The organism is Sphingobium sp. B11D3D (assembly GCF_025961755.1).
In the GTDB taxonomy this organism is placed as follows: domain Bacteria; phylum Pseudomonadota; class Alphaproteobacteria; order Sphingomonadales; family Sphingomonadaceae; genus Sphingobium.
Genome location: NZ_JAOQOG010000001.1, coordinates 3,036,322 through 3,059,332, shown reverse-complemented (window position 1 = coordinate 3,059,332; position 23,011 = coordinate 3,036,322). Strand labels below are relative to the sequence as shown.

Annotated in this window: 25 protein-coding genes; 15 read left to right on the top strand and 10 right to left on the bottom strand. The window is 63.7% G+C overall.

What is annotated here, in order from left to right:
- Positions 1-23 precede the first annotated feature (23 nt).
- From yidC to yihA, 3 genes are all read left to right on the top strand, one after another.
- Complete coding sequence (yidC, locus tag M2334_RS14460) at positions 24-1,745, top strand: membrane protein insertase YidC (RefSeq protein WP_264605772.1); 1,722 nt, start codon at positions 24-26, stop codon at positions 1,743-1,745.
- A gap of 54 nt (positions 1,746-1,799) precedes the next feature.
- Positions 1,800-2,453, top strand: coding sequence for a TrmH family RNA methyltransferase (locus tag M2334_RS14455; protein WP_264578151.1), 654 nt, complete (start codon positions 1,800-1,802; stop codon positions 2,451-2,453).
- A 67-nt stretch (positions 2,454-2,520) separates the two neighbouring features.
- Positions 2,521-3,183, top strand: coding sequence for a ribosome biogenesis GTP-binding protein YihA/YsxC (gene yihA / locus M2334_RS14450; protein ID WP_264578152.1), 663 nt, complete (start codon positions 2,521-2,523; stop codon positions 3,181-3,183).
- A 309-nt stretch (positions 3,184-3,492) separates the two neighbouring features.
- Here yihA and M2334_RS14445 read toward each other — a convergent pair whose 3' ends face one another.
- From M2334_RS14445 to M2334_RS14435, 3 genes are all read right to left on the bottom strand, one after another.
- Positions 3,493-4,149: a flavin reductase family protein gene (locus tag M2334_RS14445; protein WP_264586555.1), complete on the bottom strand. Its 657-nt coding sequence runs from the start codon at positions 4,147-4,149 to the stop codon at positions 3,493-3,495.
- A gap of 209 nt (positions 4,150-4,358) precedes the next feature.
- Positions 4,359-4,775 (bottom strand): group II truncated hemoglobin, encoded by a 417-nt coding sequence (locus M2334_RS14440; protein WP_264595130.1) that lies wholly within the window; start codon positions 4,773-4,775, stop codon positions 4,359-4,361.
- Positions 4,776-4,853: 78 nt separating this feature from the next.
- Positions 4,854-5,312: a cupin domain-containing protein gene (locus tag M2334_RS14435; protein WP_264595129.1), complete on the bottom strand. Its 459-nt coding sequence runs from the start codon at positions 5,310-5,312 to the stop codon at positions 4,854-4,856.
- An 80-nt stretch (positions 5,313-5,392) separates the two neighbouring features.
- Between M2334_RS14435 and M2334_RS14430 the strand changes: the two genes are divergently transcribed.
- The 4 genes from M2334_RS14430 to M2334_RS14415 all read left to right on the top strand — a co-directional run bounded on the left by M2334_RS14430 (position 5,393) and on the right by M2334_RS14415 (position 11,317).
- The gene (locus M2334_RS14430) at positions 5,393-5,998 is read left to right on the top strand and encodes an SOS response-associated peptidase (RefSeq protein ID WP_264605771.1); all 606 of its coding nucleotides are present in this window, start codon (positions 5,393-5,395) and stop codon (positions 5,996-5,998) included.
- Between the two features lie 230 nt (positions 5,999-6,228).
- Positions 6,229-7,485 carry a gallate dioxygenase gene (locus tag M2334_RS14425; RefSeq protein ID WP_264605770.1) on the top strand — a complete coding sequence of 419 codons (1,257 nt, stop codon included), beginning with the start codon at positions 6,229-6,231 and terminating at the stop codon, positions 7,483-7,485.
- A 201-nt stretch (positions 7,486-7,686) separates the two neighbouring features.
- The gene (locus M2334_RS14420) at positions 7,687-10,605 is read left to right on the top strand and encodes a TonB-dependent receptor domain-containing protein (RefSeq protein WP_264605769.1); all 2,919 of its coding nucleotides are present in this window, start codon (positions 7,687-7,689) and stop codon (positions 10,603-10,605) included.
- Between the two features lie 130 nt (positions 10,606-10,735).
- Positions 10,736-11,317, top strand: coding sequence for a MarR family winged helix-turn-helix transcriptional regulator (locus M2334_RS14415; protein WP_264576568.1), 582 nt, complete (start codon positions 10,736-10,738; stop codon positions 11,315-11,317).
- Positions 11,318-11,336: 19 nt separating this feature from the next.
- On the opposite strand, the gene M2334_RS14410 is transcribed toward M2334_RS14415, so the two are convergent.
- Positions 11,337-12,440 (bottom strand): DUF1176 domain-containing protein, encoded by a 1,104-nt coding sequence (locus M2334_RS14410; protein ID WP_264605768.1) that lies wholly within the window; start codon positions 12,438-12,440, stop codon positions 11,337-11,339.
- Between the two features lie 134 nt (positions 12,441-12,574).
- Here M2334_RS14410 and M2334_RS14405 point away from each other — a divergent pair, with 134 nt between their 5' ends.
- Positions 12,575-13,444 (top strand): 3-hydroxybutyryl-CoA dehydrogenase, encoded by an 870-nt coding sequence (locus M2334_RS14405; protein WP_264595127.1) that lies wholly within the window; start codon positions 12,575-12,577, stop codon positions 13,442-13,444.
- 90 nt (positions 13,445-13,534) lie between these two features.
- Here M2334_RS14405 and M2334_RS14400 read toward each other — a convergent pair whose 3' ends face one another.
- A complete protein-coding gene (locus tag M2334_RS14400) occupies positions 13,535-14,230 on the bottom strand; it encodes a PEPxxWA-CTERM sorting domain-containing protein (protein WP_264584266.1) in 696 nt (231 codons plus the stop codon).
- Positions 14,231-14,655: 425 nt separating this feature from the next.
- The gene (locus tag M2334_RS14395) at positions 14,656-16,233 is read right to left on the bottom strand and encodes a hypothetical protein (RefSeq protein WP_264595126.1); all 1,578 of its coding nucleotides are present in this window, start codon (positions 16,231-16,233) and stop codon (positions 14,656-14,658) included.
- Positions 16,234-16,372: 139 nt separating this feature from the next.
- Between M2334_RS14395 and M2334_RS14390 the strand changes: the two genes are divergently transcribed.
- Positions 16,373-17,155, top strand: coding sequence for a transglutaminase-like domain-containing protein (locus M2334_RS14390; RefSeq protein ID WP_264576563.1), 783 nt, complete (start codon positions 16,373-16,375; stop codon positions 17,153-17,155).
- Between the two features lie 14 nt (positions 17,156-17,169).
- On the opposite strand, the gene M2334_RS14385 is transcribed toward M2334_RS14390, so the two are convergent.
- Positions 17,170-17,625 carry a COG3650 family protein gene (locus tag M2334_RS14385; protein WP_264595125.1) on the bottom strand — a complete coding sequence of 152 codons (456 nt, stop codon included), beginning with the start codon at positions 17,623-17,625 and terminating at the stop codon, positions 17,170-17,172.
- 209 nt (positions 17,626-17,834) lie between these two features.
- On the opposite strand from M2334_RS14385, the gene M2334_RS14380 reads away from it, so the two are divergent.
- The 3 genes from M2334_RS14380 (at position 17,835) to M2334_RS14370 (ending at position 18,758) form a co-directional block, all read left to right on the top strand.
- Entirely contained in the window at positions 17,835-18,089 is a 255-nt protein-coding gene (locus tag M2334_RS14380; RefSeq protein WP_264595124.1) for a DUF2061 domain-containing protein, read from the top strand.
- Between the two features lie 104 nt (positions 18,090-18,193).
- Positions 18,194-18,328: a hypothetical protein gene (locus M2334_RS14375; RefSeq protein ID WP_264572020.1), complete on the top strand. Its 135-nt coding sequence runs from the start codon at positions 18,194-18,196 to the stop codon at positions 18,326-18,328.
- A gap of 13 nt (positions 18,329-18,341) precedes the next feature.
- Positions 18,342-18,758, top strand: coding sequence for a DoxX family protein (locus M2334_RS14370; RefSeq protein WP_264605767.1), 417 nt, complete (start codon positions 18,342-18,344; stop codon positions 18,756-18,758).
- On the opposite strand, the gene M2334_RS14365 is transcribed toward M2334_RS14370, so the two are convergent.
- Positions 18,755-18,997, bottom strand: a complete 243-nt coding sequence (locus tag M2334_RS14365) for a hypothetical protein (protein WP_264572022.1) — start codon at positions 18,995-18,997, stop codon at positions 18,755-18,757. The genes M2334_RS14370 and M2334_RS14365 overlap by 4 nt on opposite strands.
- A 91-nt stretch (positions 18,998-19,088) precedes the next feature.
- Positions 19,089-19,478 carry a nuclear transport factor 2 family protein gene (locus M2334_RS14360; protein WP_264574444.1) on the bottom strand — a complete coding sequence of 130 codons (390 nt, stop codon included), beginning with the start codon at positions 19,476-19,478 and terminating at the stop codon, positions 19,089-19,091.
- Between the two features lie 63 nt (positions 19,479-19,541).
- Between M2334_RS14360 and M2334_RS14355 the strand changes: the two genes are divergently transcribed.
- From M2334_RS14355 to M2334_RS14345, 3 genes are read left to right on the top strand one after another with little or no spacing between them, the layout of a single operon-like run.
- The gene (locus M2334_RS14355) at positions 19,542-19,802 is read left to right on the top strand and encodes a type II toxin-antitoxin system Phd/YefM family antitoxin (RefSeq protein WP_264574445.1); all 261 of its coding nucleotides are present in this window, start codon (positions 19,542-19,544) and stop codon (positions 19,800-19,802) included.
- Positions 19,799-20,065 carry a Txe/YoeB family addiction module toxin gene (locus M2334_RS14350; RefSeq protein ID WP_264574446.1) on the top strand — a complete coding sequence of 89 codons (267 nt, stop codon included), beginning with the start codon at positions 19,799-19,801 and terminating at the stop codon, positions 20,063-20,065. Before M2334_RS14355 ends, M2334_RS14350 begins: the two co-directional genes overlap by 4 nt.
- Before the next feature lie 46 nt (positions 20,066-20,111).
- On the top strand, positions 20,112-21,056 hold the full coding sequence (locus M2334_RS14345; RefSeq protein WP_264595122.1) for a hypothetical protein: 945 nt from the start codon (positions 20,112-20,114) through the stop codon (positions 21,054-21,056).
- Positions 21,057-21,091: 35 nt separating this feature from the next.
- On the opposite strand, the gene thiC is transcribed toward M2334_RS14345, so the two are convergent.
- Positions 21,092-22,987, bottom strand: coding sequence for a phosphomethylpyrimidine synthase ThiC (thiC, locus tag M2334_RS14340; protein ID WP_264605766.1), 1,896 nt, complete (start codon positions 22,985-22,987; stop codon positions 21,092-21,094).
- Positions 22,988-23,011 lie beyond the last annotated feature (24 nt).

Below are 23,011 nucleotides of genomic sequence, written 5' to 3'. Positions count from 1 at the left end.
AAAGAGACGGAAGCCAAAGAGACGTGGACGACAAGCGCAACATCCTTCTCGCCGTGGTGCTGACCATTGCTATTCTCTTTGGCTGGCCGGTCATCAGCAATTATTTCTTCCCGCCATCGGCCCAGCCGATCGAGCGGGCCGAGCAGCAGGCGAAGCAGCAGGGCGCGGCGCCCAATGTGCGCGGCGGGCCGCTGGCCGAAGGCGCGCAGGCGATTCGCCCGATCGAGGCCGTGCTGGGCGAAAGCCAGCGCGTCGCCATCGAGACGCCCAAGCTGCGCGGCTCCATCAATCTGCGCGGCGCCCGCATCGATGATGTCGTGCTGCCGACGCACCGCCAGACTGTGGATGAAAAATCGCCCCCGGTCCGCCTGCTCGCGCCGAGCGGCACGGCGGACGCCTATTTCGCGAGCTTCGGCTGGAGCGGCGAAGGCGTGCGCGTGCCGGATGCGAACACCGTGTGGACAGCCGACGGCACCAAGCTGACCCCGCAGACGCCGGTGACGCTGCGCTGGAGCAACGGCGCGGGCCAGACCTTCCTCATCCGCCTGTCGATCGACGCGGATTATCTGCTCACTGTCGCGCAGACGGTCGAGAATGCGGGCGGCAATGCCATCGCCGTCCGCAACTATGGCCTGCTCTCGCGCACTGGCCACAGCAAGGACAAGTCGACCTGGACGATCCACACCGGCCCGATGGGCGTGTTCAACGGATCGGCCAATTATGACATCGGCTTCGACAAGTTGGACAAGGATGGCGACAAGCGCTTCTCCACCACCGGCGGCTGGCTGGGCTTTACCGATCTCTATTGGCATGCCGCGCTCATCCCGGCGCAGACGCTGCCGGTCGATGCGCAGTTCCGCAAGGGCGCGAGCGACCGCTATCAGGCCGACCTGACCTATGCGCCCGCCGTCGTCCAGCCCGGCACTTCGCTCAGCACGACGAGCCGGCTGTTCGTCGGCGCCAAGGAAACCCCGGTGCTCGACCGCTATATGGACCAGCAGGGCATCGCGCTGTTCGACCGCGCGATCGACTGGGGCTGGTTCCGCTGGTTCGAGAAACCGATCTTCTATCTGCTCGACTGGCTGTTCCGCCACATCGGCAATTTCGGCGTGGCGATCATCTGCCTCACCTTCATCGTGCGTGGCCTGATGTTCCCGGTCGCCCAGCGGCAGTTCGCCAGCATGGCGGCGATGCGCGCCATCCAGCCGAAGATGAAGGCGCTGCAGGAGCGCTACAAGAACGACAAGCCCAAGATGCAGCAGGAGATCATGGCGCTGTACAAGACGGAGAAGGTCAATCCGCTCGCGGGCTGCCTGCCGATCTTTCTGCAGATCCCCATCTTCTTCGCGCTCTACAAGGTGCTGATGCTGACGGTGGATATGCGCCACCAGCCTTTCTACCTGTGGATCAAGGATCTGTCCGCGCCCGATCCGGCGCACATCCTCAACCTGTTCGGCCTGCTGCCGTTCACGCCGCCCTCGTTCCTCGGCATCGGCGTGCTGGCGGTGATCCTTGGCATCACCATGTGGCTGCAGTTCAAGCTGAACCCGGCGCCAATGGACGATGTGCAGAAACAGATCTTCTCGCTGATGCCCTGGATGATGATGTTCATCATGGCGCCGTTCGCGGCCGGCCTGCTGATCTACTGGTGCACATCCAACATCCTCACCATCGCGCAGCAATGGTGGCTGTATCGCCAGCATCCCGTGCTCGGGCAGCCGGCAGCGGATCCGGCGAAGGGTTGAGGCGGGGGCAAACTTTGTTTGTGCGTGGCGGGCAGCTTGGTCGCTGGAGGGTTCATGGAAGAAAAACGCCCGTCGAAGCCAAATCTCCGTAAACGTGCGGATGAAATCAGATCGTTTCGCTGCAAGAACCTCATTGCGGTGATCGAGAACCCAAGTGATGTGAAGAACATCGGCACGGTCATTCGAAATGCGAATGGTCTGGGGGTCGAGAAGGTCTATGTGGTCGATCCTCGGCGCGCATTGCCTGACGACTGGCAAAACCTCCGAGAGAATAAGGCAATCTCTAAAACCTCGGTATCTGCCGTCAAATGGACGTTTGTGAAGCGCTTTGACAGTACGGCAGAATGTTTTGATCATCTTGAAGCAAACGGCTTCAAGTCAATCGTGACCTCGCCGCACGTGAAGGGCAAAACCTCGATTTTCCTCGATGAAGGCGATTACACGCTCCATCACAAGCTCGCTGTGTGGTTTGGGAGTGAAACGCTGGGAATCAGTGAGTTGGCTGTCGAGCGGAGCGAGATGTGTGTGAGCATTCCGATGTTCGGTATTATTGAAAGCCTGAACCTGGGGACCAGTTCGGGCATCGTTTTGTACGAAGTGGCGAAGCAGAGACGCGAATATCAGAGTCGCTTCAGGCTCCGGAAGCGGAGAGGCGAACGCTCCGAGCCGCTCCCCACTGTTATTGCGCCGCAGCGCGACCCAATGTGATCGAGTTATCGATCAGCTTTTCCGCCTTTCAGGTGACGCTTGCAGGTTAAGACGCTAGGGGAGCGGCATGGATCACAACCCGCACAGCGATATTGACGACGACACCGCCGCCCGCATCGAGGAGGCCCGCCGGATCTTTTCCGGGCCGATCAGCTTCCTCAAATCCGCGCCGGGGCTGAACTTCCTGCCGCCAGCGGATGTGCCGGAGGTCGCCTTTGCCGGGCGTTCCAATGTCGGCAAGTCCTCGCTCATCAATGCGCTGACCAACCGCAATGGCCTTGCGCGCACATCCAACACGCCGGGGCGCACGCAGGAGCTCAATTTCTTCGACGTGGGCGAGCCGCTGCGCTTCCGTCTCGTGGATATGCCCGGCTATGGCTATGCCAAGGCGCCCAAGGATGTGGTGAAGCAGTGGCGCTTCCTCGTGAACGATTTCCTGCGCGGGCGTGCCGTCCTCAAGCGCGCGCTGGTGCTGGTCGATGCCCGCCACGGCCTCAAGGATGTTGACCGCACGCTGCTCGACATGCTGGATGAAGCAGCGGTGAGCTACCGCATGGTGCTGACCAAGGCCGACAAGGTGAAGGCGACCGACCTCGCTGTCGTCACCGAGCAAACCGCGGCAGAAGTACGCAAGCGCCCGGCGGCCCATCCGCAGATCATCCCGACATCGAGCGAGAAGGGCATGGGCCTGCCGGAGTTGCGCGCGGCGGTGATTGAGGCGCTCGACTGAGGGCTGGCTGCGGGGCTGGGCGCGGCATCTCAGGGATGCCGTTCGCGCTATTGGCCCCCTCCTGCCGTAACATGGCTTATGTCGGGCGTCTCCATCGCGCCGAGCGCGTTCGAGCATTGCAGGCGATAGCGCTGGCAGCTCTCAGCCCAATACCAGCCTATCGCCCTGCAAATCCAAAAGACCTGGCCGCTGACGGTCAAAGCCGACAGTCCCGCCGTATCACCTCTGGCGGCCGCTTCAAATGTCGTCGCCCATATCGTCCGTGTCGAGACTCGGGGGGGGGCGGGTCAGACATTTTGAGCCGTCAGATCACTTGGAAAACTCTCGCTTGCGGTCGACGGGCGTGACGGGGCCGCGCCGCCATTTTTGGACCAGGGCATCGGCGCGCGTCTCATAATAATCGGCCGGGCCGCCCCCGCGCGACACCGGCACGGCATGGGTGGTCTGATAGATGCCGTCGAGGATGCAGTCCTGATTGATGTGCACGTGCACGACCTGGCCGAACACCACCCGGAAATCGCTGGGGACGCCATCCAGATCCTTGAGGTGGACGATCTCCGTCACCTTGCATTCGAACTGGGCAGGACTCGCCGCCACGCGCGGCGGCGCGACATCGATCGAGGCGATCTTCTCGATCCCCGCCATCTCGAACTCGTCGACCTCGGGCCCCACCTCGTCCCCCGTCAGGATCATCACGTCTGTAACGTCGCGGCCAACGAGGTTCCAGACGAACTCACCGGTTTCCCGCGCATTGCGGACGCTGTCCTTCTCTCCGCCCGAAGAGAAGCCGATGATCAGTGGGCGATAGCTGGCAATGTTGAACAGGCTGAACGGGGCGAGGTTGGCGACTCCCTCGGTGCTGACCGTGCTGATCCAGCCGATCGGGCGGGGCGCGACGATCGCGTTGGCCGGCTGATGCTTGAGGCGATGGCCCTCGGCCGGGCGGTAGGAGTGAAATTCTCTCATGATGACGCTGGTCCCTTGGCAAGCTTCACTATGCCGGAATTATTTCCGGTTTCTGACTCGCTAGGCCTATAAGACGTGTCTGCGCTTCCGTCTAAGATATTTTCGGGGGGTGTGATTGAAGACCGCATTCACGACAGTTCGGCCGCCACGCGGTTTTCCGAGGCGGGCCGATAGCGGAAACGATGCAGGACGGCCCTAAGCCAACCGGTCTAATCCCCCTGCATCGCCCTGCCCATGCGGGCGAAGGCGGCGTTCATTTTTTCAGCCAGCGCTTCCTCTACGCCGGTGTCGATCAGCGCCTGCGCCATCGCTTGCGTCCATTGCCGGCTTTCCACATCGCCAAAGCCGATCTGGCGATGCGCGGACATGATGCAGGCGCCGGGCTTTTGCGTGAACCAGTCGCGTGGGCCGCCGAGCCAGGCGGTGAGGAATCCGGTCAGCGATTCCCGCATCGGCGCGAGATCGGGCGCGTGAATCGCGCGCAATTCGGCAAAGCGCGGGTCCTGCTCCATGAGATCGTAGAATCGCTCGACCAGCGCGCGCACGGCCGGCGTGCCGCCGATCTCGTCATAGGGTAGCGGCGCGGGATCGGGTGGGGATGCTTCGGCGGTGGTCGATTGGGTCATTCGGCATGGCTCATGGCGCAGGGCTCCTCATCATGAGGCTTGCATGTCAGGGCCGGCGCCGCGCCGCCTTGCGCTGGATCAAGCCGGGGAGGGATCGCCTGGTGCGCAACCCGGGGCCCAGCCGGGCGGTGCGAGCGTGAAACCGGCAAAGTCGAAACCCGGCGTGACGATGCAGGAGACAAGTGCCCAGCCTCGGTCGGCCTCGGCGGCCTGCCAGTGGTACGGGGCGATGACATGCTGGGGGATCTCGCCCGCCAGCACATCGCCACCGAGGCGCAGGGCTGTCACCGGGCCTTCGTCGCCCGGCGCGGTGGAGAGGCTGAGCGCGTGGCCGGCGTGCCAGAGCCAGGTCTCGCTCGCATCCACCTTGTGCCAGTGAGAGCGCTGACCAGCCTCGAGCAGGAAATAGATCGCCGTCGCCCCGGCGCGTTCGCCGGGCATGGCCTCAGCCCGCCAGGTCTCGCGATACCATCCGCCTTCCGGATGCGGCTGGAGAGCGAGGCGGTCGATGAGGGCGCGGGCTGTTGGGTCGGTCATGCGGTCTTTGTCGCCCGATCACGATGCACCGCGCAAGAGCTTGACCGCGCGGTCCCGCGCCGGGAAGGGTGGGCGCAACCATGACGTCCCTCTATCGCCTCGATGCCAGTGCCGCGCAGATCGGCGGGGCGCTCCATGCAGATGCCCGTGAGGACCCGTGGCCGGGAGGCTATATGACGCCGGGGCGCTATGGGCCGGTGATCGTGCATGGGCGCGATGGCGTGCGCCGGCTGGTGCCGCGGCTATGGGGCGTGCCGCCGCCGCCGGCCGCGGCTCTGACGGGCGGCGCGCCGGTCGCGCATGTGCGCAATGTCGAGAGTCCGTTCTGGGTCGGCACGCTGCGGCATACGGAGTTCCGCTGCCTGGTGCCGGTTACCAGCTTTCAGCTCTGGTCGCAGGCGCCTGATCCACGCACCGGCAAGCGCGTCGCGCATCGTTTCTCGCTGCCGGATGCGGCGATCTTCGCGTTCGCGGGCATCTGGCGGGACAGCGAGGTGGCGAGTTTTGCGCTGCTGACCTGCGAGCCGAACCGGCTGGTCGCCTCGGTCAACCCGCGCACCATGCCGGTGATCCTCCACGCTGAAGATCATGGCCGCTGGCTGCGCGCGGACTGGAAAGAGGCGCAGCGGCTGGTTGCGCCTTATCCCTCGCAGGCGATGACGATGGATGAGGCGGGGCCGCGCTAGACAGTCCCCTTCGTCATTCCCGCGAACGCGGGAATCCAGAAGCCAGCGGAACTGCCCATGCGCCCCTGGATTCCCGCGTTCGCGGGAATGACGAGAGAGGAGGTCGGGACGCTCGCCAATGCCGCCCTTCGGCTACTTCGTTTGTGTTGCGTACAAATAGGGTGCAACCTACACTATGCGCCACCGGCGACGAGTCCGTGCTTGCGCCGCAGAGACAAGAGGAGAGGCCCATGGCCAGGATCATCGGCGGTTTCGCCGTTTCGCACACGCCGACCATCGCGTTCGCCAAGGATGCGAACAAGCAGACCGATCCCGTCTGGGCGCCGATCTTCGAGGGATTCGAGCCGGTCAAGCAATGGCTGGCGGACGAGAAGCCCGATGTGATCCTGTATGTCTACAACGACCACATGACCTCCTTCTTCACCCATTACTCGCATTTCGCGCTGGGCATTGGCGAGGCGTATGAGCCGGCGGACGAAGGCGGCGGCAAGCGCGATCTGCCCGCGATCAAGGGCGATCCCGCGCTCGCCAAGCACATTGCCGAGTGCATGGTCGCCGACGAGTTCGACCTGGCCTACTGGCAGGGCATGGGGCTGGACCATGGCGCCTTCTCGCCGCTTTCGGTCCTGCTGCCTCACGAGAATGGCTGGCCCTGCCGCCTTGTGCCGCTGCAGTGTGGCGTGCTTCAGCATCCGATCCCCAAGGCGCGTCGCTTCTGGAAGTTCGGCCGCTCGCTGCGTCGCGCGATCCAGAGCTATCCCAAGGACATCAAGGTCGCGATTGCGGGTACCGGTGGCCTTTCCCATCAGGTCCATGGCGAGCGGTGCGGGTTCAACAATACCGCCTGGGACATGGAGTTCATGGAGAAGCTCACCAATGATCCTGAATCATTGCTCGACGCGACGGTGACGGATCTCGCCAAGCTCGGCGGTTGGGAAGGGGCCGAGGTGGTGATGTGGCTGCTGATGCGCGGCGCGCTTTCCGAACAGGTCGAGAAGCTGCACCAGAGCTACTTCCTCCCCTCCATGACGGCCATCGCCACGATGCTCTTCAAGGATCTGGGCGATCCGGTGCCGCCAGCCGAAACCGACGAGCAACTGCGTGCCCGCGCGTCCCGCGAGCTGGCGGGCGTCGAGGCGATCGAGGGCACCTATCCCTTCACCATCGACCGTGCGGTCAAGGGCTTCCGCATCAATCACTTCCTCCACCGCCTGATCGAGCCGGAGTTCCGCAAGCGGTTTGTCGAGGATCAGGAAGGGCTGTTTGCCGAGTCGGATTTGAGCGAGGAAGAGAAGGAGCTGATCCGCAGCCGCAGCTGGATCGGCATGATCCATTACGGCGTCATCTTCTTCATGCTGGAGAAGATGGCCGCGGTGCTCGGCATCGGCAATATCGACGTTTATGCCGCCTTCAAGGGCCTGAGCGTTCCCGATTTCCAGAAGACCCGCAATGCCGCGATCACCTATTCGGTGGCCGGCAAGCAATAAGCCGCGCGGCTCGGATTGCACGTGAGAGGGCGGCGGACCTTGGTTTGCCGCCTTTCTCATGGAGCATCCCGCGACAGCCTGCCGCATTTGCGCCACACCATATCGACCTTCGCCCGGACGCCGACAAAGTAGATTGCAAACTAACAGAATCTGATGAATAGATAGCTCCCTAACAACGATAATTGTCTGGGAGACTTTGCAATGAAGAGACCTGCGCGCGTGCTGCGTCAGCACCCCTGTTTCGCGGCCCTCGCCACCGTCCTCGCTTTCCCTGCTTTCGCGCAGGACAGCGCCCCCCAAAGCGATAGAGCAGATGCAAGCGACGAGGCCATCGTGGTCACCGGATCGCGCATCGCCTCCGGTTTCGACCGGCCGACCCCCGTGGCGGTTCTGGGCGCTGAGCGACTGGAAACACGCGGCATCACCAATCTCGGCGATGCGCTGAACGAACTGCCTGCCTTCCGCGCGACCAACTCACCGGCCTCGACCGGTCTGGGCGCGGCGGGCGGCTATGTCGGCGGTCGCATCCTCGATCTTCGTGGTCTGGGCGCGGTGCGCACGCTGACCCTCGTCGACGGCAAGCGCTTCGTGCCGTCCACCACGCAGGCGACAGTCGACACCAACATGATCCCCTCGATCATGCTCCAGCGTGCCGAGGTCGTCACGGGCGGCGCGTCCGCCGTCTATGGTTCGGACGCCGTGTCCGGCGTCGTCAACCTGCTCATCGACAAGGCGTTCACGGGCTACAAGGCCAATGCCCAAGTCGGCTTTTCGCAATATGGCGACAATTTCACCACCCAGTTCGGCGCGGCCGGCGGTTGGCAGATCGGCGAGACGCTGCATCTGCTCGTGGGCGGCGAATATGAAAAGGCGGAGGGTGTGGAAAGCTGCCCCTCGCGCGACTGGTGCGCCAATGGCTTCATCAACATCAGCCGCAATCCCGGCGTGACGAGCCTGCCCGCCAACAACATCCTGGCGGGCGTCTACCCCTGGACGGCGCCCTATAACGGTATCACCACGCCGCCGAGCTCCGCTTATGCCGGCCGCCTCGTCCCGGCTCTCCGCGCGATCGACGGCATCGGCTTCCGCGCCGACGGCACGCCGTTCCGCACCACGCAGGGCACGCTGGCCAACAACCTCTATCAGCTTGGCGGCACCAATGATGGGCCGGGCGAGAACATCTATTTCGATTTCCCGATCGTCTCGCCGACCAAGCGCTATAACGCCATGGCGTTCGCCACGTGGGAAGCCACGCCGGCCCTGACGATGGAGTTCGGCTTCAACTACGGTCATGGCGAAGGGCGCCACCGCGCGGTGCCGTATCGCAATACGGCCATCACCATCCAGCGCGACAACCCGTTCATTCCGACCTCCGGCAATCCCGCGCTGGACCTGCGCACCATCATGGATGCTAATGGCCTCACCAGCTTCACGCTGGGCAAGGGCTTCAAGGATATTGGCCCGGGCCAGCTGGTCGTGAAGAACGATGTCTATCGCGCCGTCGCGTCCGCCAAATATGAGATTTCGCCCAACTGGTCGGCGGACATCTATTATCAGTTCGGCCGCAACGAGTTCCGCAGCGACATCACGGGTGGCACGATCACCTCGCGCATTCTCAAGGCGCTCGACGCGGTGGCCGGGCCCGGCGGGGCGCCGGTGTGCCGGGTGAATGCCGATGCCAGCACAACCAATAACGACCCTGCCTGCGTGGCCCTCAATCCCTTCGGCTCCGGCCAAGGCGCCACCTTCGCGGCGGCCAAGGCCTATGTCACGGCCGATGCCTTCCAGACCAACATCACCACCCAGCATGTCGTCGCTGCCAACGTCACCGGCTCGCTGTTCGATCTGCCCGCCGGGCCGCTCGGCGTCGCCGTGGGCGCGGAATATCGCAGCGACAGCGTCAGCGGCGATGCCGATGCCAATTCCAAGGCGCTGGCCTTCTTCACCGGCAACGGATCGGTCATCTCGGGCAAGATTCAGGTGGTCGAGGCTTATGGTGAGGCCGAAGTGCCGATCCTGCGCGACACGGCGTTCTTCCGCGAACTGAGCCTGAACGGCGCCGTCCGCCGGACCCACTACAAGCGGTCCAGCGACTTCTTCCCGAGCAGCACGGTCAATGTGACCACATGGAAGGTGGGCGGCGTCTGGGCGCCCGTCGATGCGGTCCGCTTCCGCGTCACCAAGTCCCGCGACATCCGCGCGCCCAACGTCTCGGAACTGTTCGGCCCGATCACGAGTGCGTCCGGCATTCTCAACGATCCGGCGCGTGGCGGTCAGCAGACGGTCGTGCCGATCACGCTGGGCTCCAACCCCAATCTGCGGCCGGAAAAGGCGGACACGTTCACCGCTGGCATCGTCTTGCAGCCAAGCGGTGGGATGCTCGGGCGGTTCCGGGCGTCGGTCGATTATTATGACATCAAGATCAAGGATGCGATCAGCACGCTCGGCCAGCAGAACATCGTGACGCGCTGCTCGCAGGGCGATACGCTGAGCTGCTCGCTGGTCACGCGCGATGGTGGTGCGGCCAATGGCGTCATCACCAATGTTCGCGACGTGGTTCAGAACGTCAACCAGCTCAACGCGCGCGGCATCGACATGGAGCTGAACTATCGCCAGCCGGTCGGCGCGGCCAGCGCAGTCAACCTGTCCGTCATGGCCAGCCATGTCATCGATCTGGTGACCGTGGACGCCGTGGGGCCGGTCGAACGGGCCGGCCAGACGGGTCTGCGCGGCGGTACGCCTCCGGGCATCCCCGACTGGACGGTTGACGCGACCGTGGGCCTCGACCTGGGTGAGCTGTTCTCGCTCTCCACCCATGTTCGCTGGATCAACAAGGGCTTCTACAACGCGGCGTTCATCGGCGCCGAGCAGCCCGGCTATGTGATCACGGCCTCCAGCAGTTCCAGCACCAACGCCATGCCATCGCGCACCTATGTCGACATGATGGGCACGGTGAAGGTGCCGGTCGGCGGCGATAACAAGTTGAGCGTCTATTTCGGCGTGGACAATGTGTTCAATGTCGATCCGCCGAACTTCCCCGGTGCGAACGGCAGCGGTAACAACGTGCTCTTCAACCCGGTTGGGCGCATGTACAAGGCCGGCATCCGCACGTCCTTCTGATCCCCCTGCCGTGCCGGGCGCGTTTCGTCCGGCACGGCACCCTTTGGCGCACAGGCCGGCCGACGGATCGCTCTTGACGGAGCGGGTGCAGGTGCGGGAGGTCTGCTGGAACGGCACGTAAGGGAGAATGATGGTCGACAAGGCTCCGTCCGCACAGGGTTCCACCAGCGAAGAGGACGCGGCGACATCGCGCAGCCTTCCGCGATTTGGCGGTTTTCCCATTGAGGATGCCACGCGACATCTCTCCAATTTCTACGCCGGGGCCAAGCCCGACGAGCGGACCGTCACCTTTTTCCGGACCACGCGCGCGCTGGTCGTCGCGGCACGGCGCTGGCGCAAGCTTGCCAATGACAAGGTCCGCAGTGTTGGGCAAAGCATGGCGCGGTGGGAGACGATGTATCTGCTCGCCTGCGCCCGCGACGACCTCTCCCAGCGCGAACTGGCCCAACTGATCGGCGTCGAAGGGCCGACCATGGCCCATATGCTCAACACGCTGGAACGCGACGGCCTGATCGAACGCGCGCAGAGCCAGGTCGACCGCCGGGTCGTCCACAACCGGATCACCGAAAAAGGGCTGGCCGCCACGCGAGACATCATGGCGATCACCAATGATTTGCGCGCGGACATCCTGCGGGACATTCCACCTGAGAAGCTGGCCATTGCGCTGGAGGTCCTGGAACAGGTCCACGCCCGGCTGGACGATTACTGCTGAGGCGCGGTCATGCGGCTGGTTACGGCCGTCCCGTTGTGGCCTCTTCCTTCAGCGAGAACAGCACCGGCCATTCCCAGGCGCCCCGGCAGACCGGCATGGAGCGGGCTTCCGTCAGCCGGAAACGGGTGCCATCCCAGCGATAGGTCTCCGCCGTGCCGCAGTCGCCAAGGCCACGTCCCTTGGCGAAGCTGGAAAGCTCACCGCGCGAAGGATTCCAGCGGGCGTTCATAATCAGCGGCGGGGCGCTGGCATCGCCGGTGAAGCCGGGGAGATGATCGAACGGGGCGAAGGCGATCGTCCGGTTGCCGGGCTCGCCGCTCGCGATCAGTGGGACGGCGCTCACATTATATGCGCCCGCATCGCAGGGCAGCAGCAGCAGGACATGCCCGGCATCGAGTGTATGGAGATCGGGCTGACGACTGCTCTCCAGCCCACTCTCGCACTGCGCCAGGCGCTGGGCCGTGGCTTGCTCTTGCGGCGTGAGCGCAGGCGTCGCGGTTTCGGCGAGGAGCGGGATCGTCTTGGGCAGCACGGGATCGGCCGGCAGCGGCCGCGCCATGTCGGCCGGGCCATCACCGATGGCGGCCAGCGCGCCGCGGCTGCCGATGCGGCCCTGCTGCTCATCCATGTAGCGCAGTGCCGCTGCGACGCCTTGCAGCGACGGGGCGCCGATGACCGTCCGGTTGCGATCGTACAGCTCGAACACATAGCTGGAGCCCATGGACCGCACGACCTCCAATGCGGTCTGGCCATCCAGCGCAATCGTGTCGCCATCGACCTTCTGCCGCACGCGGCGCGTGCCATCGATCATGAAATCGACCCGGTCGCGCAGCCGATCGGCCAGCAGCACGCGCAGGCTGGTGGCGCCTGCGGGGCCGCCATCGCGGTGAATGAGGACCAGCAGCCGGTTGGGCGTATCCACCCCTTCCGGGTTCAGCGATACCGCACTGCAGGATAGGCGATTGTCGCAGCCCACGGCCCAGTTGTCGAAAACACGCAGACGACCCAGCACCGGTTCTGCCACAACGGGCGCGGTCGAGAGGACAGACCCCGACGTCTGCTCGCCGCGCGGCGGGGCAGCGGGCGCGACCGTTGCCAGGCCCGCGAGAGCCAGGGCGCCCATGCGCAGAAGCCGTGAAATCCTTGTCATTCCGCGAGTCATAATGCAGTTGAAGCCAATGGTGTAGCGCCAAGCTGCATGTGTTGCGACAGCCCGTGGTCAGCAAGCCGGGCCAAGTGGATCGAAAGGACACAGATATGCGCAGAATCGCTGTGATCGGCGCCGGCCAGATGGGCGCGGGCATTGCGCAGGTGAGCGCTCAGGCCGGCATGGATGTGCTGCTGCGTGATATCGATCTCGCGCGTGCGGACAAGGGCAAGGCCGGGATCGAGAAGCGACTCGCGCGCGCCGTGGAGAATGGCAAGCTGGAGCAGGCGGATGCGCAGGCGGCGCTGGCACGGATCACGCCCGTGGTGGCGCTCGATGAGGTCGCCCGGTGCGATCTGGTGATCGAGGCCGCGACCGAGCGGGAGGACATCAAGCGCGCCATCTTCGCGGAGGTGGGCGCGGTCCTGGCGCCGGATGCGATCCTTGCAACCAACACCTCGTCCATTCCGATCACGCGGCTCGCGCAGGCGGCGCCCGACCCGGCGCGGTTCATCGGCGTGCATTTCTTCAATCCCGTGCCGGTGATGGCGCTGGTGGAGGTCATTCGCGGCCTCGCCACCTCGCCGGAGACGGTGCAGGCGGTGGAGGTCTATGCGCAGGCGCTGGGCAAGGAGGTCGTCCATGCGTTCGATGCGCCGGGGTTCATCGTCAACCGCATCCTGCTGCCGATGCTCAACGAGGCGATCTTCGCACTCGGCGAGGGCGTTGCCAGCGTGAGAGACATCGATAGCGCGATCAAACTGGGCCTCAACCATCCCATGGGTCCGCTGACCCTGGCTGATTTCGTTGGCCTCGATACCTGTCTGGAGATCTGCAAGGTGCTGCAGGACACGACGGGCGATCCCAAATTCCGGCCTGCGCCGCTGCTCGTCAAATATGTCGAAGCCGGCTGGCTGGGGCGCAAGACGGGCAGGGGCTTCTACGATTACGCCGGCGACGAGCCCGTGCCGACGCGGTGAAAGGCCTTTCGGGGCGCGCGCTGGCCGCACAGCAAGGAGCCCCGTGTCCGCAGACACGAGGCTCCCGCTCCCACATCGTAAAGGCTGTGCTTAGCTGAAGCTGATCGCCATGTTGGGGCGGCGTGCGCGCAGCGTGCGGCCGATCGCAGCGAAACCGATGATCATCATCGCCCAGGTGGCCGGCTCCGGCACGGCGGGCTTGACGGTGTAGAACAGCAGGTCCTGCTTGCTGCTGTTGGTCGCGACCCAGAAATCCAGATTGCTGTTAATCGTGCCCTTGTTGGCAAGGTAGGAATTGGCGGTGTTGATCAGCGCGGACTCGCCTTGGCTCGCCCATTCGAGCTCGAAGTAACCGGCGCCCAGATTCTTCGAGTTGCTCGTTTCGTAACGAGTCTCCCAGAGCGCCAGTTGCAGGGCAGCGGACTGAGTCTTGTCGCCACCGGCATAATTGCTCACCAGCGCGGCGACGTCGTTATAAAGAGAGCCGCCCAGATAATCGCTCAGCGACACGACATTGAACGTGCCGGTGCTCGAGTCCTGGGTGACTTCGAGACAGTAAGCCAGGAAGCTGACCGCCTTGCCGTCCCACGTGCCGGAGATATTCTGGGGCGAGAACGAGCCGCTGTAGGAGGTGGTGTTCCACCACGACGAACCAATGCTCACCTCGCCGCTCGGGCTGCTATACTGCGTCGAGAGGTTGTTGATGACGAAGGTGCTCGCGTTCGCGGCAGTTGCGGAGGCGATAGCGGCTGCACCGGCAGCGAGAGCGATAAGCGTTTTCTTCACGGCGATGTTCCCTTCAAAAGTCCTGAAGCCGGTGTGAAGGAATACTTCTCGATACAAAATGGTATTAACTACGATTGGACGCTCGTTAACTTCGATTATCGCAAAATAATCAGGAAATTCTGAGGAGAAGTTTTAAGAGAACTAGTTAATGATCCAAATGGGGTCATTAACTACGATGAGCGTTTATAAGACGCTACATTTGCGAGTGGCGTGACGCTGCGAATCGGGAAACAATGAAGGGGCGGCGGCGCCGCTGCCGCATTTCCCGATCGTCACCCCGGGCTTGACCCGGGGTCCAGCTGGCCTTCTTGCGAAGAAGGCGTGCCGCTTGAAACGTCCGAACACGGAAAGCCGCAATGTATTTGGCGATGCGTGCGAAAGAAAAGCTGGACCCCGGGTCAAGCCCGGGGTGACGGTGAGGGGGCTCAATTTCCCCTGATGTTCTCGCCGCCCTCATCGCCGACATCCTCGGCCTGCGCCGCTGCGAGGTCCTGCAGCAGGGCGTCCACATCGAGCGGCTGGCTGCGGTCATGCGCCTCGATGCGATCGCGCAGGCTCTGTGCCCACGTCGCGCTGGGGCCGCCATGCGGATCGAACGCCAGCGGACCGAGGTTGATCAGCGCGTCATCATAGCGCTGGTCCCGCAGCAGCTGCATCACCAGCATCGTACGGAGATTCTGGTCGAACGGCGCCAGCACCACAGCGCGCTCCAGCCCGGCCACCGCATTCTCGGTCGGGCGCCGGCCCTGCTCAAGGAAGCTGCGGTAGAAATATTGCAGGGGCAGGGGATGATTATTCTCGAACCTGTTGAGCTCGATGAACGGGCGTCGCGCTTCGGCATAGGCCGCGCTGGCGTCCGGGGCGGATTCCGCCTTGCGGAACAGTGCCTTTCCTTTCGCCAGATAGGCGCTCACCTGCCGGTCATCGAGCGCGAGGGCGGTGTTGGCAGCGGCAAGGGCAGCATCCTCATGACCCGCTTCCAGCTCGGCTTCGGCCAGCGTGGCGTGCAGCGCGGCATCGTTCGGATAGCGCGGCGCGAGAGCACGCAAGTCCGCCACTAGCGTCTCCAGTTCTTCAGGCGAGGGGCGGTTCTTGAGCTCGATCCGCAGCGGCATGGCCGCCGCTTCGCCCTCACTCAGCGCGCGGACCGAGACAGGGCCGGGCTTGAGCGTGGCAGCAGGCAGCTCAAGATAGGTCATCCGGCTCTGCCCCAGATATTTGTCCAGATCCCGCTGCAGGGCGTTGAGATCGCCAAAGGCGCCTGTCGCCGCCTCCGTGAGGCTTTTGCCACTGCGCAGCAGGCGCAAATAGATCGCCAGTTGCCCGGGACGCTCCTTGCTGAACGTGAGGTAATGATAAAGCAGCCAGCTCCGCCCATAGAAGGCGGCACCCTGGGAGGCGGATTTCGGATAATGGCCCGAATTGAGGATTTGCGCGACCGGGATGACATCGCCGTACATCAGGTCGCCGGCGCGGTGCCTGGCGGGCATCCCCAAGCCGACATTGCCGTTCTTGCGGAATTGGGCAGAGGCGAAGAACTCGGCGGCGCCTTCCGAGAACCAGAGCGGCATGCCGTAGCTGCTGGTCGAGATCAGATAATGGTGCGCATATTCGTGCAGCAGCGCGAGCATCGGCATATCGAGCGTGGTGTTGCTGGTCTTCACCCGGGGAACGATGGCGAAGGCATCCCCCGCGCGCGGCACATAGAACGCGTAGGTATATTTGCTGTCGCCGCCCTGTAGCCTGCGCACGTCCTTGTCGCTGCGCACGACATAGACGGTCACGCGGTTGGACGGGCTGGGCGGCTCCATCTCAACCGAGAGCACATAGCCCATGGCGTGGTGGAAGCGTTCGAGCTGGTCGGAGAATTGCTTGATCTCCTCCGGCTTCTGATCGGCATAGATGACGAAATTCTCGCTGGAGGCTTCCAGCCAAGCCGCCTGCGCAGGCCGTGCCATGGTCGCAAAGAACAGTGCGGCCCATGCTAACAGTTTGATCGGCATTGCTATTCATCTCCCCCGCTGCCGGACGCTAGGCAGGCGCGCGAGGGACGACAAGGGTGAAATGAGGCTGTCCGCGATGCACGATGTCTTTTTTAGAGCGCCCCCCGCCACCAATATGCCGCCCGCACGTTGCGCGGGGATGAAACTGCGTATCCATGCCGCGATCGATTATGCGCTGCCCCAGCCGACCGATCTCATCCTCCATATCGAAGCGGCGCACCTGCCCGAGCAGACGGTATCCGATGCCCGGCTGGACCTGAGCGTGCTCGACCATTTCGCGCGTGTCGCCGCGCACGATCATATCGGCGAGCGCGTGCTGATGCGCGCGCAGGGGCAGCTGAAGGCGGATTATCATGCAACGGTGGAGATCCACCGCCTGCTCGCCGATGTGAGCGGGCTGGAAGCGCTGCCGCCGCACATGCTGCCGGGCGAGGCCGTGCAGTATCTGCTCGATTCCCATTATTGCCCTGGCAGCCAGTTCATCAGCTTTGTCGGCGAGACGTTTGGCGATCTGCAGGGCGGACAGCGCATCGCGGCGATCCGGGATTATGTCAGCGGGCATTTCCATTATCTGCCCGGCGTGAGCACGCCGGAGACGACGGCGCTGCAGACCTTCGTGCGCCGGCAGGGCGTGTGTCGCGATTTCGCGCATATGGTGATCGCGCTCGCCCGCGCCTCCTGCATCCCCGCCCGCTTCGCCAGCGTTTATGCGCCCAATGTCACCCCGCAGGATTTCCACGCGGTCGCCGAGGTCTTCCTGGATGGCAGCTGGCATCTGGTCGATGCGACCGGCATGGCCACGGAAGGGGAGATGGCCAAGATCGGCATCGGCCGGGATGCGGCCGACGTGGCCTTCCTGACTTCCTTCGGCCCGGTCATCATGAACAGTCAGACGGTCGAGGTTGAGGTGGTCGAGCAATAAAGCCGGCGCCCGGCTCAGGGTGCCGCATCGCCCTTGAAGGGATGGGCATCGGACCAGGCGCAGCCCGAGCGCAGCGCATCGCCGATCTGGAGCGTGGCCACGAACGGATAGGTGCGGTCGGACATGCCGTCCGAACAATCGCCCGGCGTCAACGTCATCGTGAAGGGCGCCGCGTTCAGCGTGCCGCTCCACGAGAGGCCGCCGCGCCCATCGAACCGCTCCACCGCGACCCGCTCGCCCTTGGGCGTCTCGGGCGTTTCATAGACCAGCGTCTTGCCGACGACCTGACCACCCCAGAACGGCTCAGTGCCGGTGAAGCGCACGGTCTCGTTCGCCGCAATCTCCGAATAAGGGCGGTTGTCGTCGCGATTCCCGGGCACATTGGGCTCATCGCCATGCGACTGGCAACCGGCGAGCAGCAGCGCGAGGGGCAGCGCCCGGACGATATTGAGGGTGACGGCGTCGATCATGCCTTCCCTCTGCGCCCGCTATGCTTTGCGGGCAAGCGCTTTGCGATGCTGGCGGGCTATCATGGTCGGGCAGGTCGGGGAGAGATGGAGCGCACGCCCGATCCATCACTGTAAGCGGATCAATCGATTTGAATTTGCGAACGGTTCTCAATAAATGATCAGCCACCCCGCTGCCGTGCCCGACCAGTGGAAAGATATTGAGGACTGCCATGCCCCGTGACCTGACCAAGACGCTGACCTATCTGGCCGTTCATCTGACCGTGGGGTTCACGGTGGCGTATCTGCTCACCGGATCGCTGGCGATGGCTGGCGGCATCGCGCTCATCGAACCGGCGGTGAATGCCGTGGCCTTCTTCTTCCATGAGAAGGCCTGGAAGGCGGCCGATGCCCGCGCGGCGGCGGCTCCAGCAGCGGTTCCGGGCGAGGCGTTCGATGCGCGCATGGCGGCGGTGCGCTGGGGGTGATCGTCCGACGGAAGGCGATCCGCGAATAAACGCGCTTTTGCGCAGCGGCAGGCGTAGGATGTGCGGTGCGGGCTGATGCGCCCGTCACCCCGAGAGGAACGCCAATGGCCAAGGGCCAGAAAAAGTCGAACAAGGAAGTCCGCAAGCCGAAGGCGGAAAAGCCGCCCAAGCAGAATGCGTCCCAGCCCAGCCAGAAGACCGGCGTGGTCAAGGGGCTGGAGAATATGCGGAACAGCTAAGATCAGGCGCGCGATGCCCACCTCCTGGCAACGACGCGCGGCACGGTGGGTGCTGGCGGCGGCCTATCTGGTCGCCGGTACTGCGCATCTGCGGACGCCGGCCGGCTTCATCGCCATCACGCCGGACTGGGTGCCCTGGCCGGCACAGGTGGTGATGCTGACGGGCGTTGCCGAGATCGCCGGGGCGCTGGGTCTCATGATCCCGCCGCTGCGCAGTGCGGCGGGCATGGGCCTCGCGCTCTATGCGCTGTGCGTCTGGCCGGCGAACCTCAACCATGCGCTGGGTGACATCGCCATCGGCGGCACGCATCTGGGCTGGTGGTATCATGCGCCCCGGCTGGCGCTGCAGCCGGTGATCATCTGGTGGGCGCTGTGGGCGAGCGGCGTGACCGACTGGCCCTGGCGGACCGGCGCCGCGCGCAAGCCCTAGCGCGCGCTGCCCGCGCCGCCCTTCTTCGCGCCGGCAGATTTGGCGGGCGCCTTGGCACCGGCTGGATTCCCGCCGGCTGGCTTCCCATTAGCCTGCTTGGCCTTGTGCGCGGCAATGTCCGCATCGATTGCCGCGATCCGCTCCCGCTCGGGCGTGTCGCGCGGCAGGCCTTTCAAGCGGCAGGTCGCCCACAGGGCCTTGCGCTCGGATTCCAGCGCCTTGAGATACAGATCGGCCATGCCGGCTCCTATGGGTTGCGTGGGAAAGGGGTGCCATCCCCTAGCGCATGGCAGGCGAGGAGGACAGAGCCGTGCGCGGCGCACGGGCGGCTCAGGCGAGCGTGACGAAAATCTCCGCCTCGATCACCCATTGCCCGGCCACCTCGCGCCACTTGGCGGTGTAGACGCCCGAGGCCGCCAGCGCGCCACTCTCCCGCGCGACGCCGCGCCATTCGCCCTGCTCCAGTGCGATCGGCTCGACCGGCGAGACGGTGATGGCGGCGGGGATGCGCTCATAGACGAGCCGGCTGGGCGAGGCGAACTCGCGCTGCCACACCCTCAGCTGAGCGGCCCGCCCGGCGATGACCGCGCTATCCGTGCCGGTGATCATCACGCAGTCCTTGCCCAGGATCGCGCCGATGGCCTGCGCGTCGCCATCGGCAATGGCGCGATTGAAGGCGGCGCGTCGGGCGCGGATGGGGAGGTCGGTGGGGGTGGTCATACGGCCCGTGCCAGAGATAGTGACGCGATTGACATTGTACAAAGCTCTGTCCATATTTAGGATATGCAGGCTGTATCCTATTCCGAAGCGCGCGAGAATTTGAAGTCGATGATCGACAAGGTCGTTGCGGATCGCGCACCGCTGGCCATCACGCGTCAGCGTGGTGAAGGAGCGGTGCTGGTCTCCGCGAGCGAATGGGCGTCGATCGAGGAAACACTGTACCTGCTGAGTTCGCCCAAAAATGCCGAGCGCTTGCTGGAAGCCGTGCGGGGCTTCGAGGCGGGCGGTGCCGGTGTTGATAACGAGGGCGTGCCACTCCCGTGAACGTGACGTTCTGGCCGACGGCGTGGGAAGATTATCGCCATTGGCAGGACCATGACCCCAAAATGTCCGAGAAGCTCAACGGGCTGATCGAGGAATGCCGGCGACATCCCTTCAAAGGCACCGGCAAGCCTGAGCCGTTGGGTGGCAATTTGTCAGGCTGGTGGTCGCGTCGGCTCAACCATGAGCATCGGCTGGTGTATCGGGTGGCGGGGAGCGGGAAGGACCAGACGCTACAAGTGGCGCAGTGCCGGTATCATTATTGAGAATTGGCCTAGTAATCCCCACATCGCGCTTGAGGGGAACGATTAGATGCGGTTTGATGCGGCAACTCTGGGATATGTCGAGGACGCTCTGAGCGAATGCTTTAATTACCACAAAGCCTTAGACAGATATCTTATTCGATCCGGTGTGCCTGGCGAAATGCTCAAGGCTGCTCGGGATCGAGCAGAGCTTATCGCGTCGAACTCCTCAAACAGAGAATATGACAGAGCGCCTAAGAGATTCGTTGTTCAGGAAGTTTTATCGGATCTTGATTCGGCGGGGGCCGAAGGCACCCGTATTGTATCCGCAATTGTTACGGGTTTGACGAGCGGCAATTTCCCGGACGCTTCTGCATCGGCATTGGCCGCAATTGAAGGATTGAAAAATAAGCAGAAGAGCGACGCTTTCGAAGCGCGACGTATTCGGGAAGAGAAGGAACTTCTCCGCTCCCAACAACGAGCAACCGAGGAGCGTAAGCGGACGGATGCTCTTTTAAAAAGAGAACAGGCACGCGTTATACTACATGAACGTTTCCTTAGTTTAATGACGGAAGGCAATGCACAAGCCCGGGGATATCTGTTAGAATCTTTCCTAAATGACCTATTTGAACTTGAAGGATTGGATCCTCGTTCGTCTTTCAAGTTAAAAGGTGAGCAGATTGACGGATCATTCTCTTGGCGATCCCGAACCAATCTCGTCGAAGCGAAATGGGTAAAGAGCCCAATTGCGGGCGCAGAATTTGGTGCATTCATCTATAAGATTGAGGGAAAGACTGCAGATACGAGAGGGATATACATATCGATCAATGGCTGTTCCGTGGAGGCGCTGAAAGGGCTTAATAGCAAAGGCTCACTGAAATTCATCTGCATTGACGGAGCGCATGTTATGCGAGTTGTCGCTGGAGGGGAAAGGCTGCCAGAGCTCATGGAGAAACTCTGGCGCCATGCCGACGAAACTGGCGAAGCTTATCTGCCAAACAATAAAATTGCCTAGAGAATTACAAGGTGGATATCCCGCCGCCTTGGCCCTCAATCCCGCTCCCGTCCCCCACTCCCCATATACAGCTCGCTCCCCGTCTCGCGGAACACCTTGCTCATCTCTTCCATCCCCTTGAGCGCCGCAGCCTTGCTCGCCGCCGCCGTCTCCGCACCGGTCGGGCCGGTGGCGATGAAGCCTTCCACGCCCTGATTCTGCTTGCCGGCGAAGTCGCGCACTTCCTGCGTGATCTTCATCGAGCAGAATTTCGGGCCGCACATGGAGCAGAAGTGCGCGGTCTTGGCGCCTTCTGCGGGCAGGGTCTGGTCGTGATATTGTTCGGCGGTTTCGGGATCGAGGCTGAGGTTGAACTGGTCGCGCCAGCGGAACTCGAAGCGGGCGCGGCTCAGCGCATCGTCGCGGACCTTGGCGGCCGGGTGGCCCTTGGCAAGATCGGCCGCGTGGGCGGCGAGCTTGTAGGTCACCACGCCTACCTTCACATCGTCCCGGTCGGGCAGGCCCAGATGCTCCTTGGGCGTGACGTAGCAGAGCATCGCCGTGCCATACCAGCCGATCTGCGCGGCGCCGATGCCGCTGGTGATGTGGTCATAGCCCGGCGCAATGTCCGTGGTGAGGGGGCCGAGGGTATAGAAGGGCGCCTCGCCGCAGACCTGCAGCTGCTTCTCCATATTCTCCTTGATCTTGTGCATGGGCACATGGCCCGGCCCTTCAATCATCACCTGCACATCCTGCTTCCAGGCGCGGTGCGTCAGCTCGCCCAGCGTATAAAGCTCGGAGAACTGCGCTTCGTCATTGGCATCGGCAATGGAGCCGGGGCGCAGGCCATCGCCAAGGCTGTAGGCGATGTCATAGGCCTTCATGATCTCCGTGATCTCGTCGAAATGCTCGTAGAGGAAGCTCTCTTTGTGGTGCGCGAGGCACCATTTCGCCATGATTGATCCGCCGCGCGAGACGATGCCGGTGACGCGCTTGGCGGTCATCGGAATATAGGCAAGGCGCACGCCGGCATGGATGGTGAAATAATCCACGCCCTGTTCGGCCTGTTCGATGAGCGTATCGCGGAAGATCTCCCAGGTCAGATCCTCGGCAATGCCGCCGACCTTCTCCAGCGCCTGATAGATGGGCACGGTGCCGATGGGGACGGGCGAGTTGCGGATGATCCACTCGCGCGTGTCGTGGATGTTGCGGCCGGTGGAGAGGTCCATCACCGTGTCCGCGCCCCAGCGGATCGACCAGACCATCTTGTCGACCTCGCTCGCGACGTCGCTGGCGACGGCGCTGTTGCCGATGTTGGCATTGATCTTCACCAGGAAGTTGCGGCCGATCGCCATCGGCTCGCTCTCGGGGTGGTTGATGTTGTTGGGGATGATCGCGCGGCCGCGGGCCACCTCATCGCGTACGAACTCGGGCGTCACATAATCGGGGATGCTGGCGCCGAAGCTCTCGCCATCGCGGACATAGTTGGCGAGGCGCGCGCGGCCGAGATTCTCGCGCTCGGCGACATATTCCATCTCCGGCGTGATGATTCCGCGCCGGGCATAATGCATCTGGGATACATTGGCGCCGGCCTTGGCGCGCAGCGGCCGCTTGACGACATTGGGGAAGGGGCGGACGCCGCCGGAGCGATCCGGACCGAGCTGGCCGTTGTCCTCCGGCTTCACCGCGCGGCCATCATAGGCCTCGACATCGCCGCGCCCGAGGATCCAGTCGCGGCGCAGGGCGGGGAGGCCAGCCATGATGTCGATCCGCGCGTCCGGGTCCGTATAGGGGCCGGACGTGTCATACACGCGCACCGGTGGCTCGCCGGAGCTGGGCTCGAGGTGAATCTCGCGCATCGCCACGCGGTGCGGGCCGACGTGGATCTTGCGGCTGCCACGAATGGGTCCGGTGGTCACGCCGATCTCGGCCTTTGCGGGGATGTCAGCCATGGGGATGAGCCTTTCTGTGAACGG

Coding starts and splice junctions, on each gene's coding strand:
- M2334_RS14445 (WP_264586555.1), bottom strand. CDS start 4,149: ATGAGAGAATTTCACTCCTACCGCCCGGCCGAGGGCCATCGCCTCAAG.
- M2334_RS14425 (WP_264605770.1), top strand. CDS start 6,229: ATGGCCAGGATCATCGGCGGTTTCGCCGTTTCGCACACGCCGACCATC.
- M2334_RS14405 (WP_264595127.1), top strand. CDS start 12,575: ATGCGCAGAATCGCTGTGATCGGCGCCGGCCAGATGGGCGCGGGCATT.
- M2334_RS14345 (WP_264595122.1), top strand. CDS start 20,112: ATGCGGTTTGATGCGGCAACTCTGGGATATGTCGAGGACGCTCTGAGC.
- thiC (WP_264605766.1), bottom strand. CDS start 22,987: ATGGCTGACATCCCCGCAAAGGCCGAGATCGGCGTGACCACCGGACCC.
- M2334_RS14385 (WP_264595125.1), bottom strand. CDS start 17,625: ATGATCGACGCCGTCACCCTCAATATCGTCCGGGCGCTGCCCCTCGCG.
- M2334_RS14365 (WP_264572022.1), bottom strand. CDS start 18,997: ATGGCCGATCTGTATCTCAAGGCGCTGGAATCCGAGCGCAAGGCCCTG.
- M2334_RS14455 (WP_264578151.1), top strand. CDS start 1,800: ATGGAAGAAAAACGCCCGTCGAAGCCAAATCTCCGTAAACGTGCGGAT.
- M2334_RS14360 (WP_264574444.1), bottom strand. CDS start 19,478: ATGACCACCCCCACCGACCTCCCCATCCGCGCCCGACGCGCCGCCTTC.
- M2334_RS14395 (WP_264595126.1), bottom strand. CDS start 16,233: ATGCCGATCAAACTGTTAGCATGGGCCGCACTGTTCTTTGCGACCATG.
- M2334_RS14410 (WP_264605768.1), bottom strand. CDS start 12,440: ATGGGCGCCCTGGCTCTCGCGGGCCTGGCAACGGTCGCGCCCGCTGCC.
- M2334_RS14440 (WP_264595130.1), bottom strand. CDS start 4,775: ATGACCCAATCGACCACCGCCGAAGCATCCCCACCCGATCCCGCGCCG.
- M2334_RS14415 (WP_264576568.1), top strand. CDS start 10,736: ATGGTCGACAAGGCTCCGTCCGCACAGGGTTCCACCAGCGAAGAGGAC.
- M2334_RS14435 (WP_264595129.1), bottom strand. CDS start 5,312: ATGACCGACCCAACAGCCCGCGCCCTCATCGACCGCCTCGCTCTCCAG.
- M2334_RS14390 (WP_264576563.1), top strand. CDS start 16,373: ATGAAACTGCGTATCCATGCCGCGATCGATTATGCGCTGCCCCAGCCG.
- M2334_RS14355 (WP_264574445.1), top strand. CDS start 19,542: ATGCAGGCTGTATCCTATTCCGAAGCGCGCGAGAATTTGAAGTCGATG.
- M2334_RS14430 (WP_264605771.1), top strand. CDS start 5,393: ATGACGTCCCTCTATCGCCTCGATGCCAGTGCCGCGCAGATCGGCGGG.
- M2334_RS14375 (WP_264572020.1), top strand. CDS start 18,194: ATGGCCAAGGGCCAGAAAAAGTCGAACAAGGAAGTCCGCAAGCCGAAG.
- M2334_RS14370 (WP_264605767.1), top strand. CDS start 18,342: ATGCCCACCTCCTGGCAACGACGCGCGGCACGGTGGGTGCTGGCGGCG.
- M2334_RS14380 (WP_264595124.1), top strand. CDS start 17,835: ATGCCCCGTGACCTGACCAAGACGCTGACCTATCTGGCCGTTCATCTG.
- M2334_RS14420 (WP_264605769.1), top strand. CDS start 7,687: ATGAAGAGACCTGCGCGCGTGCTGCGTCAGCACCCCTGTTTCGCGGCC.
- yihA (WP_264578152.1), top strand. CDS start 2,521: ATGGATCACAACCCGCACAGCGATATTGACGACGACACCGCCGCCCGC.